This is a genomic window from Shewanella sp. 30m-14 (assembly GCF_052977125.1).
Genome location: NZ_JBRILW010000021.1, coordinates 83,291 through 94,142, shown reverse-complemented (window position 1 = coordinate 94,142; position 10,852 = coordinate 83,291). Strand labels below are relative to the sequence as shown.

Below are 10,852 nucleotides of genomic sequence, written 5' to 3'. Positions count from 1 at the left end.
ATGGTAGTGTGGGGTCTCCCCATGTGAGAGTAGGTCATTTCCAGGCGCCAAATTATTCTCGAAAGAGAAGCGATAAATCCCCAGCACTCAGTGTTGGGGATTTTTTCGTTTTAGCCTTGAAAGAAAACCTCTCGAGCATGGTGCAAGCAAATAGCGCATGCACAGCATGCTACATTTCCAGGTGATAGTAGGGCGAATATCGCTTTAGCGATGTGCTAATGAGCGCGAAGCTGGCCATTTCCTGGCGCCACTTTTATTTTCACTTTTGTAAAAGAGAAGACAAAACAGTATTCTCGAAAGAGAAGCGATAAGGCCCGTTGCTAACGCAACGGGCTTTTTTCGTATATGCGAACGCTGAAAATGTCGCACCGCCACTGAGCTTGACCTGACACTACACCCATGTGTTGCTTACATTCGGCACATCTCCCAGCTTTGTAAAAGGTTACTCGCGCTACAACGCACTTGAATGTGTTGTATTCAGATCAGGAGTTTTTCACTCTCATGTATTTGCTGCGCGAACTATAAGAGGTAATTTTTATGCATCCGTATAAGTGATGATTTCCACAACCATGTCCGTCGTAGACAATTTCCAGGGGCACTCAAGTTTAACTGTGAGTAAGCTATCTTATTAAGGTGGAGTATTTGTACTGGAAGTACTTATCCTTGAAGCCATGGCTGGCATTGGAGAAGATTTGGGTTTGGGCGTTTATAAAATAATGTAGGTGTATCTAATACCTATCAGTATAAACAATCAGTATAAACAATCAGTATAAAGGTATGATCGCTCAGGCTAAAGCTCACCAGTAAGGAGTGTTTTAGCCTGCCTATACTTTTGCGTTGAAGCACTTCACAAGGGAGCAATTATTCCATTGTTAATTAATCTTAAATTGGTTTGCTAAATACCTTAAGTAGATCAATTTCTTATACTGGTCGATAGATACCGCTAAATAATCGCTGCGACTGTTATTTAGGTCATTATTTTTTAACAGCTTAAGGTTGAATCTAATCTTGTATACATAGCACTACTGCCACCTATAGATTGTGGTTTAAGCGAATAGTTTTGCATCATCAAAGTACATAGAGTTAAAAATGGAGGGTAAATACTGCTTAAAATAATCTAGCGGGAATAGAACTTCTATAAAGGTTTTGGTTGCGGCTTGTTGGTTGGCGTAGCCCGTTACATTGGTAACGGGCAGAATTAGGCTTAAACGGGAGAGTTAAAAGAAGAAGAAGTAGGCGATAAGAAAAAATGACAGTAAAGCACCAATTATTACTGGGTAGATCTGATATCCATCTTCTGCTCTACGTGCACGCCTAAAGCATAGGTTAACCAGTAATAAGTTAAACATGGCTACGATGACTGAAGTTGTTGCACCATGCTGGAATGACATCTGTTTAATCTCTACAATCAAATAGATTAAGATAATCCAATCGAACAAGATTAAATATAGGAAAAGCTTTTGTAAGGCATCGGGTCCTTTGCGCTCGTATGAAGCAGGCATTGTGATCTCCTTATTCGTCACTGAATACCTAATTTATTTAAACCACTACTTACGTGGTGACCGACTTAAGTTATAGATTTTATTGATGATATAAACTATCTGTTGTTCATCCTGTTGCGCCCATTTAGCGCCAATAAAATTAAGCTTATGACTAATATTTTCTACATGCATCACTTGAATTGGAAAGTCTTCGCCATCAATGGATATGTAGATAGTTTGTTTGGCCTTTAAGTTACTGCGACTAATCAGCCCTGCGCCTCCTAAGCCAATATTTTTTATGTTAGCGATACCAAGCTTCTTACTTAGCAAGTAACCTTTTTTTAATAGAGAAACCGTAACGCCGTCACTGGCGAAAAGTATATCTTGTTGGTCATTATCTCTTAGGCTCATTCTTACGTATTGTCGGCTTTCTTTTCCTGGTTTCTGTATCTTTACTTCTTTATCCGCAGGAATAAATTCACCGACTGTAACTATTGGCTCGTCCATAGCTGCGGGTATCTCGTCCGTGGTTGATTGGCTTCGGCAATGTTTTTGGCTTGCTGGACGTTATCATCCGGGGTTGCTGGCTGTATTGGCTGTCCCATCATCTGGCGTAGTTGATTTTCAGCATCAGAGGTCATGACTAACACTTCAATACGCCTATTTGCAGCAGCTGCAGTATCATCAATGATGTACGGGGCCTGGTCTGCCATGCCTGTTACCTGAATGATTTGATTACGCTTAAGGCCGCCATATTCAAGTACCCGCCTCGCTAAAAGAGCGCGATTACTGGATAGTTCCCAGTTGGTGAATGTCTTACCGGCATAAGGGCTTGAATCAGTATGGCCTGAAATGGTGATCTTATTTTCTACCTGACTAAGTAGTGGGCCAAGGGCCATTAGCAGATCTTCAAAGTAAGTTTTCATCTCCGCACTACCACGGGTGAACATAAACTGATTTATATTATCGTGCATTAAGATGCGCACCCCCTGCGGGACGACTTGCAGCTCAACATTGGCGCCCATGCTCACATCTGTGATTACCTTGTCGATTTCTTTTGCTAAGAATTCAAGCTGTGCTTGAGTTTCAAACTTACCAGGAACCAAGGAGTTTAGCTCTGGCCCTTTTCCAGCTTTAGCATTTTCAGTACCTTGTGGAATACGGTTATGCATAGCTGGGCCACTGCGTTCAACGCCACTAGAGCTTGCAGGTAATACGGCTTGTTGTATAGCTATACTCCCTTGAAAGTCGAGCATCGAAGGTGCACCACTTAAGTTGAAAGGGTTAATTGAGCCATTATCGTAAAGATCACCATTAAGGTATTGCACTATCATAGTACGTTCTTGCTGATCGGCTATCTGCATGATCCATAAAACCATGAATAGCGCCATCATGGCTAAGGTAAAGTCAGCAAATGCCACTTTCCAAGCGCCACCATGACCGGCTTTAGCCTTGGAGCGCTTTTTGCGTCTAATGACGATAGGCTCAGGTCTAATTGCCATTAGCTTTTTTGCTCCACCAACCAACGTTCAAGTTCGATAAAGGTTGGACGGTTTTCACTTTGGATCTGTTTACGTCCAGCATCGATAGCAAGCATTGGTGGTTTGCCTTTAGCGAAGGCGGTTAGCATCGCTGCTACGCATCGCATCTGGGCCGATTGACGTTCGACTAAATGCTCCATTGCCTTGGCAAGGGGGTCAAATATGCAATAACAAGCGAAGATCCCGATAAAGGTTCCAACCAGCGCGGCGGCAACTTTTACACCAATCATCGTGATTGGGCCATCGATATTCGACATGGTGATGATAATCCCCATTACCGCGGCAAGAATACCAAAGCCTGGCATGGCTTCTGCGACTTTACCGAGTGCATGGGAAGGACGCATTCTATCTTCATCTATGCGGTGGATCTCTTCTTCGAGCATATGTTCTAGATCATGAGGAGATAGCTTACCTATTGATTGTAATCTCAGGTTATCAATGAGGAAGTTAAGCACGTTAGGGTGTTCAAGTACCGCTGGATACATTAAGAACAGTGAGCTCTCTCTTGGTTTTTCGACATGGTCATCCAGTACTCGCAGCCCTTGAGACTGGATCTGTGACATTAACATGTTCATTAAACCAAATAGTTGCGGGTAAAGGTCAGGGTCTTCTTGTTCGACCTTTACTAGATCTTTGAGCTGCTGAGACATCTCTTTCAGAACCGGCTTAGGGTTAGCGATAATAAGCGCACCGATACCTGCACCAAAGATAATCAGGATTTCGGCTGGTTGCCAAAGGGAAATTAATGCTCCCCCTGCCCACACATATCCACCAAAAACTGACAAGAGAATTATTACTAGCCCAAACAGTTTACTCATACTACCTCACCTGCTTACCGTTCCCATTGTTTGTAGATGTTCTGAAGCTGTTTGACTGCTTGTTTGTGCAGCTGGCAAATACGCGTTTCAGTCAGTCCCAAGGTTGCGGCAATTTCTTTTAAATTGAGTTCATGTTGATAGTAAAGCGACAGGATCAGCTGTTCTCTTTTGTTTAATTTTGAAATAGCTTGGAATAAACACTCTTTTGCTGAAAATTGCTCCAATATGTCATTGTTATCGACAAAGTTTCCGCCTTCGCTTATGAGTTCATCTAGGCTGCGCATCGATTCTGACTGGGAGGCAAATAAGCGCTCTCGGTATTCTGTTTCACTCAATCCCATGGCTTCAGCGACCTCTTTGTCACTTGGCTCTCTTTCCAATAAGCGGGTGAGCTGACGCACGGTGTCGTTAAGTTCGTGAGCTTGCTGTCTTACAGGCCGCGGTCGCCAATCTTGGCGGCGTAGCTCATCTAAAATCGCGCCGCGGATCCGCTGGCCCGCAAAAGAAAGGAAGCCATTATCATATTCTCCAGGGTAACGCCTAGCTGCCTCTAGTAATGCCATCATGCCTATCTGCTCCATATCTTCAATGGCCAGAACAGAGCCACAATGGCTTCTTAGTTGCGATACGGAGCGCTTTACTAAAGGCAGATATTGCACCATCACCTTACTCTCGGATAGACGGTTGACAGCGATATCTTCAGACACTTCTTGATAGGCAGATTGTGCAGCATTCATAGCATAGGCCTTTATTGAATAACCATGCGAGTAAACAGTACGTCATCAAGTTCGATGGCGAAGTTATTTTCTTCCAGTACTGCAGATAACACGTTATGAGCTTCTTGTTGTAGGGGCTCAAATTGTTTTGCACTATTAAGTTCATTGAAATGTTTGTTTGAGAACATCTTCATTAATGAATTTTTGATAACTGGGTCGGCTTGCTCAATGATGCTTGCGACATTATTTGAGCGGCTTTTAAATGCCATTTCTAGTAATAAATAGTGAGGGTATTCATCTCCTGGAATAGAGATGACAAACTTATCTAATGGATAGAATTGTGCCGATTTAACTTCTGGTTCTTTTTCTACAAAGGGGCCGCCAATGAGTGTCGGTGATTGCCAACCAGCCCAAAAAATACCCGCCGTCCATGCAATGATAAAAAGAAAAAGACTGATCCGTTTGCTGCTGTTTTTAGTTAAAGGCATAAGTTGTTCCTTAGTTATGCGAGTAGATCAACCTGATCTTGTTGAGATGTATCAGCGGTTGAATGTTGGGCCTCATGAAAACTTTCAGCCGCTATCGCCGATTGAGATGAGCCCTGTGGTTGCTTCTGTTGCGACTCACCTTGGCTAATATCGACATCAATTTGTCCACCATGATCCATGGCTAATTCAGCCCGAAGTCGATCGAGTCCCATTAATAGGGCATCTCTTACTGAGGGGTTAGCTGCATGCATTTGAATATGTAGCCGATCACCATCTAGGCGCACATTAAGTTCAATCTTGCCTAGCTCTGGCGGGTCGAGCCTAATTTCAGCTTGTTTGATCTGTTGATCGATTTGGAACCTTAGTTGTTCTCTAAGTGGCGAAAGCATTTCGTGGCTCTGCTGCAGTAAGGGCGCAGACTGCGATACCGAAACGGGCCCCCACTGTGCAACAGTGTTGTGAGTACGAGAGCTGACAGTAGCTTGAGCAGAATCGATAGCGTCGATGCCTGCGCTTTCTATCAAGCTCGGAGCAAATGTGCTCGACACCTGCTGGGTGGCAGCTTGAAAGCCTGAATAGTGAGTAGCGCTATCAGGTTTGAGCATACCAGTCGCTAACGACAAATGAGTATTGGCAGGCTGAGTCCCGTTTATACCCGCAACAAGCTCTTTTATTGCTGTGGGCTGAACTGAATGTAATGGAGCTGATTGAACCGCCGTTGTGACCTGTGATGTAGGGTTGGCGATAGCCTGGCTAACATTATGCGTGGCTAATGGATTAGCATTTAATGTTTGTTGGTTAAGCGGAAATGTCGCGCTGTAATGGCCTTTATGTTCTATCGACGGATTGCTAGCCGCTTGTGTGAATGAGTCGATTGATAGCTGCGTGTTGCTATAGGCCGTTTGCTGCTGTAGTTGGCCCAATGGCTGGCTCAGATCGCTTACTGTGCCAGCAGAAATTGCTGGCACAGTACCAGAAAGTGATTGCTGCAACGGCTGAATTAGCGAAAACAGTAAAGGCTCTGATCCGCTAGGTAGCTCGGCCTCCTCAGAGTAATGGCTAGCGCCGTGGGCCCTTATTGCACTTGGCTGTGTAGAGTTTGTCGATGCGCTGACAAATGTGCTTGGAAGTACAGGGCTAGTCATTGTTTACTCCACCACTGACGCAGGTCAGTTGGTAGGCGGCTAGGCCATCTTGTTGCTGTTTAAATTGACTCATCTCTTGTTTCAGTTCGTCTTGAGCTTGCGCGAGTTGTTTAAGTATTTTTTGATGGGTGTTAGCCAAGGATTGACGCGCAAGTAGTTGCGATCGACTACTTGGTTTGCCAGCCATTTTTAGTGCAGCAGTCATCTTGTTATTCACTATGACCAGTTTTTCCCAGTTTTGAGCGCTCGCATAGAATTGCAGCGCTTTTTCAAACTGTTGCCACTGCTCAATTGAGATTGTCCCAACCTGCTCTGACATCGGTAATTACCTTGGTAATGGGTTCTAGGGCGGTAACGCTGTTTTCAACACTTGCGATTACCAGCTGGCGACTGCAATAGTCATAAAGACGGTTTAGCCCTGTGGCCACTTCGCCGCCATTTTCGATATCGAGCATGGAATCGAGTCCATGCACAATATTGAGGCACTTGTTGATACTCTGACCTTTATCTTCAAAGCTCCTGCGCTGCATAAAGCCGCTAGCACGCTGGATCTCTTCTAATAGACCGTCGAGAAGCATTCGTACCATCTCGTGAGGGTTCGCAGCTGCGGCTCTAGCATTCAAAGAGGTTTGCTTATAAGCATTAAAGGGATCGTGCTCGTTCAACATTTTTTAGTATTTCCTTAATAAAACAGTGCGCTAGCTGAGTTGAGTTGGCTAATGGTGGCTTCCATTGCGGTAAATTGAGCCAGATAAATTTGATACCTTTGTTCCATCTGTCTGTCGTGATTATCCATACTGGTTTCGACTCGCTCGATCTGTTTCTCAAGGTTGTCTTGCTTGAGATCCATCGAGCCTTGGAACTTGGTGAAGGGGTCGATGATGGTATCGAGCCTGTCTATATAGCTGCCAGAATCGGTAAACATGGCTTGTATCGCGTCAGGATCATCTTTTAGTGCTTTAGATAACTTATCTTTGTCAATGTCGAGTTTGCCGTCACGGCCCATTTCTACACCGATGTCAGATAGACGCATACCGTTTGGCGCCGCATCAAAAATGGCATCCCGCATATTCTGTTGCAGCATTCGAATACTCGAATCACCCTTGAGTACGCCTAGCTGATCTTCGGTAATTGAAGAGTTGAAGTCATCATCTTCGTCTTTATCTTCATCTTCATCACTGTCGCTGTTATCGTCATTCTCATTATTAAGATCATCTAAGGCTTCACTGCCCATGGAGCGAGTTAACTTATTTATTTCGTCCATCAAGTCATTGAAAATATCAACAAAATCTTCAATTGCTTGTTCGCTGGAGTCAGTATCAGATTTGATCTTAATGCTACTGCTTTCACCTACTGCGTGGACTTTATTAAGTTCAATAGAGACACCATCAATAACGTTAGTTAAATTGTTACTGCTGCTCTGAATATCTATGCCGTTAAGGGTCGCCAGCGCATCTTGCGCCGCTTTTCGTTCGGTCATGCCCCAGTCTGCACCGTCCATCTTGACGTCAATGGCGTTTGCTTCACCCGTCTCTTTTGAGGTCAGCATTAATTCGACTTGGCCACCCGTTCTGACCAAAGATGCTTGCACTCCCGGGTTAGCTGAATGGTTATTGATGGCATCCCGTAGGTCGGTAACAGTCTTTGTGCCATCGGCATTGAGCACTGCCATGTCGATCTCTATGGTGTCAGCTGCGCTAGGACCAACTTGAATGCTTAGCATGCCCGTTGTCGGTAGGACTTCAGTTTCGCTGGCAAAGCTCTTGGTTAATTGGTGTGCCTGGGCTAGTTGCTTAACATGCAGATCATAGTTACCGGTAGGTGCGCCACTTTCGACCGTGATTGAGGCATTATCATCACTAATGGTTGAGGTTTTGCTCTCGAAAGCGTCACCATCAATTGTCTCTAGTTTGCTGGTCATGCTATTTAGACTACGCTCGAGGATCTTATAGGCATCGAGTTGCGACTCATATTTGGTCATATTGCTTTCAAATATCTGATCTTTACCCGTGCGTTCTGCGACGATAAGCTGTTCGGCGAATGAGGCGCCACCCATACCTGAAATCATTTGATCCTCCAATCTTGCTGTAATGCAATTGGCAATCTTTGTGCCAATAGTTAAGTATATGTTTTACATCTTCTTTAAATCTTTAGCTGCATGTGGCGGATTAACTTTCCTTCCGTTACTAACGCTTAAAGGGAAGTACTGCTTCCGCTTGCGACTATTGCACTATGTTCACTACAACCATGTAATAAGTAAGGCGACCTCAAGCTAGGGGCACTGAAGTTTTGCGGGGAATTTGTTGCCAAAAAAAAGGGCCCGAAGGCCCTTGATAGAAAGTTGGGAGAATGGGGGGAAGATTAGCCCAATAGACCCATAACCAAACCAGTGTTTTGGTTTGAAGAAGACAGGATGTTAGTACCGGCTTGAACGAGTAGCTGGTTTTTGGTCATAGCTGCCGTTTCTACCGCAAAATCGGTATCCATGATACGACCAGCAGCCGCTTTAGTATTTTCGGTAACGTTAGTTAGGTTAGATGCTGTGTGACCTAGGCGGTTAATGCTAGCACCTAGGTTAGAACGCTCAGTACCTACGGTGTCAATAATCTTATCAACGTTGTCAATTTGAGCTTTAGCTGTTGCAGAATCTGTAATTTCGCCAACAAAAAGAGCTTTAACATCAGCTACTTTAGTTGTAACCGTTAGCTGCTCTGAAGCTGTGTTTGAGGCGCCGATCTGGAAGCCAACACCTTTATCTAGTTCAGTGAATAGCTTGTTTCCACCGTATTCAGTGCTGTCGATAATACGATTAGCCTCAGCGTTAAGTTCTTTATATTCAGCACCTAGTGCTTTGATGTCTTCTGCTGAGTTCACGCCGTTAGCTGCTTGCGTCGCTAATTCTTTTTGACGAGAAGCAATGTTGTTTAGCTCATCTAGTGCGCCATCGGCAGTTTGTAGCATAGAAGTCGCGTCAGACACGTTACGGCCAGCTGTTTCCATACCTGTTACGTTAGCGTTTAGGCGAGTCGCAATCTGTAGACCCGCAGCATCGTCAGACGCACTGTTGATGCGAAGACCTGTAGATAGACGCTCCATAGCGTTGCTAAGTAGGTCGTTATTTTTAGTGACAGCATTTTGAGCGATGTTAGACGCGTTGTTAGTCATTACAGATAACATAGGATATTCCTTTGAGTTTTACTGATTGTTTGGTTTCTATAATCTTAAAACGACGCGCTAAATGAAAACTGAAAGCAATTGGTGATTTAATTTGTTGCTTTAAGTGTATCCGCATGAATATTAAGGATTAAATATTTTTAATTATAATTGGTGAATGACAAAAAAGACTTTAGTTAATCGGTGTTTTGGTCGCTCTTAATAAGCATATCTAGGCTTGGCCAAAACTTGATAATAAAGAGAGCAATAATGAAGCATTCACTCATTAGACCCAGTTTCGTCACTAACTTCAGCTGTATTGGCGGCGAGTGTGAAGACAGTTGCTGTTATGGCTGGAATATCCATATTGATAAGCAGAGCTATAAAAAAACCTTGGCACATAGCGAGCTTAAGGTTTTGGCTAAAACGGCACTGAAAAAGGTCAAAAAGAGTGATCAGGTGTGGGCTCAAGCGGTATTGAATGAAGAGGGGGCATGTGGCTTTTTAGATGACAATAAACTCTGCCAAATTCATGCTAAGGCCGGGGAGGCATTGCTGAGTAATACTTGCAAGACCTATCCAAGAATGTCGCATATGAGGGGTGGGGATCGCTATGACAGCCTATCATTATCTTGCCCTGAGGCAGCGAGAAATATTTTGCTTCGACCCGATGCATTTAGTTTGCAGCGAACAGCAATTAATCATCATCGTAGCTACAAGGCGACACCACTTTGGGCCCAAAAAGCTTATGATTATTCAATTCAATTACTGTTAAAGCCTGAACAACCGCTGGAACTCGGTCTTACCGCTATCGGTATTTTGATGAATACTGCAGATAAAGCGGCTAAAGGGGAAGTTGAAAGTAGTGCTCTCGATAGTATGTTTCAGCAGCTTGTTATTTTAAGTGATAACGGTCAGCTTAAGCAGCATTTCGAGGGCTTTAATCAAGATACAGATACACACCAAATGCATGCATTTACCTCCATTCAATTGTGGTTGAATACCAATAAAGTGAGGCGAGGTCGGAGTCGGTTTGAGCTAATAAACCAAGCTATTTGCTCAATGGCAGATGAGCATGAAAACATTAGTATGAGCAGTATTAATCAAGCTTGGAAAGAGATAGCTGAACCTGCAATAGGTGGCCAACAAGAGTTATTTAGTCGTTATCTACTTTATTACTTTTACCATATGAGTTTCCCCCAGGTTGATAAGCTGACACCATCGCAAGCCTTTAGGGTGATGTTGTTAGATTTCTTTATGTTGCGTTGTTATTTAGCCGTGATTGCGTCTAAAAACAATGGCTTGTCTGAGCATGACATCATCATGTGTTTTCAGGTTTACCACACCAATAGGCAGCATAAAGCCAACTATAGTCAGTATGCTATTAATCTTTTAGATGAAGCTAAATTTGATGATTTAGCTTCAATACTGACCTTGTTATCGTAATCTTTTTTCGCTCATGGTTTTTTCGATGATAGTTTAGTTTGTGAGGCCATGGTTTTGGCTTCAC

Annotated in this window: 12 protein-coding genes; 1 reads left to right on the top strand and 11 read right to left on the bottom strand. The window is 43.7% G+C overall.

Going from position 1 to position 10,852, the window contains the following annotated elements; translation table 11 throughout:
* Positions 1–1,217: 1,217 nt before the first annotated feature.
* From ACVBIU_RS15445 to ACVBIU_RS15395, 11 genes are all read right to left on the bottom strand, one after another.
* Positions 1,218–1,502: a hypothetical protein gene (locus ACVBIU_RS15445; protein WP_447160984.1), complete on the bottom strand. Its 285-nt coding sequence runs from the start codon at positions 1,500–1,502 to the stop codon at positions 1,218–1,220.
* 45 nt (positions 1,503–1,547) lie between these two features.
* On the bottom strand, positions 1,548–1,988 hold the full coding sequence (locus ACVBIU_RS15440; protein WP_447164205.1) for a hypothetical protein: 441 nt from the start codon (positions 1,986–1,988) through the stop codon (positions 1,548–1,550).
* Positions 1,973–2,983: a flagellar motor protein MotB gene (locus tag ACVBIU_RS15435; RefSeq protein WP_447164204.1), complete on the bottom strand. Its 1,011-nt coding sequence runs from the start codon at positions 2,981–2,983 to the stop codon at positions 1,973–1,975. Before ACVBIU_RS15435 ends, ACVBIU_RS15440 begins: the two co-directional genes overlap by 16 nt.
* Positions 2,983–3,840: a flagellar motor stator protein MotA gene (motA, locus tag ACVBIU_RS15430; protein ID WP_447160987.1), complete on the bottom strand. Its 858-nt coding sequence runs from the start codon at positions 3,838–3,840 to the stop codon at positions 2,983–2,985. The genes ACVBIU_RS15435 and motA overlap by 1 nt, the downstream gene beginning before the upstream one ends.
* A 14-nt stretch (positions 3,841–3,854) precedes the next feature.
* A complete protein-coding gene (locus ACVBIU_RS15425) occupies positions 3,855–4,577 on the bottom strand; it encodes an RNA polymerase sigma factor FliA (RefSeq protein ID WP_447160988.1) in 723 nt (240 codons plus the stop codon).
* An 11-nt stretch (positions 4,578–4,588) separates the two neighbouring features.
* Positions 4,589–5,044: a flagellar basal body-associated FliL family protein gene (locus ACVBIU_RS15420; protein WP_447160989.1), complete on the bottom strand. Its 456-nt coding sequence runs from the start codon at positions 5,042–5,044 to the stop codon at positions 4,589–4,591.
* Between the two features lie 14 nt (positions 5,045–5,058).
* Positions 5,059–6,189 (bottom strand): flagellar hook-length control protein FliK, encoded by a 1,131-nt coding sequence (locus ACVBIU_RS15415; protein ID WP_447164203.1) that lies wholly within the window; start codon positions 6,187–6,189, stop codon positions 5,059–5,061.
* Complete coding sequence (locus ACVBIU_RS15410; RefSeq protein WP_447160991.1) at positions 6,182–6,508, bottom strand: hypothetical protein; 327 nt, start codon at positions 6,506–6,508, stop codon at positions 6,182–6,184. The genes ACVBIU_RS15415 and ACVBIU_RS15410 overlap by 8 nt, the downstream gene beginning before the upstream one ends.
* Complete coding sequence (fliS, locus tag ACVBIU_RS15405; protein WP_447160992.1) at positions 6,477–6,857, bottom strand: flagellar export chaperone FliS; 381 nt, start codon at positions 6,855–6,857, stop codon at positions 6,477–6,479. Before fliS ends, ACVBIU_RS15410 begins: the two co-directional genes overlap by 32 nt.
* 14 nt (positions 6,858–6,871) lie before the next feature.
* On the bottom strand, positions 6,872–8,257 hold the full coding sequence (gene fliD / locus ACVBIU_RS15400) for a flagellar filament capping protein FliD (protein ID WP_447164202.1): 1,386 nt from the start codon (positions 8,255–8,257) through the stop codon (positions 6,872–6,874).
* A gap of 293 nt (positions 8,258–8,550) precedes the next feature.
* Positions 8,551–9,366, bottom strand: a complete 816-nt coding sequence (locus tag ACVBIU_RS15395) for a flagellin N-terminal helical domain-containing protein (RefSeq protein ID WP_447160994.1) — start codon at positions 9,364–9,366, stop codon at positions 8,551–8,553.
* A gap of 246 nt (positions 9,367–9,612) precedes the next feature.
* On the opposite strand from ACVBIU_RS15395, the gene fliB reads away from it, so the two are divergent.
* The gene (gene fliB / locus ACVBIU_RS15390) at positions 9,613–10,788 is read left to right on the top strand and encodes a flagellin lysine-N-methylase (RefSeq protein ID WP_447160995.1); all 1,176 of its coding nucleotides are present in this window, start codon (positions 9,613–9,615) and stop codon (positions 10,786–10,788) included.
* The last annotated feature ends 64 nt before the right edge of the window (positions 10,789–10,852 follow it).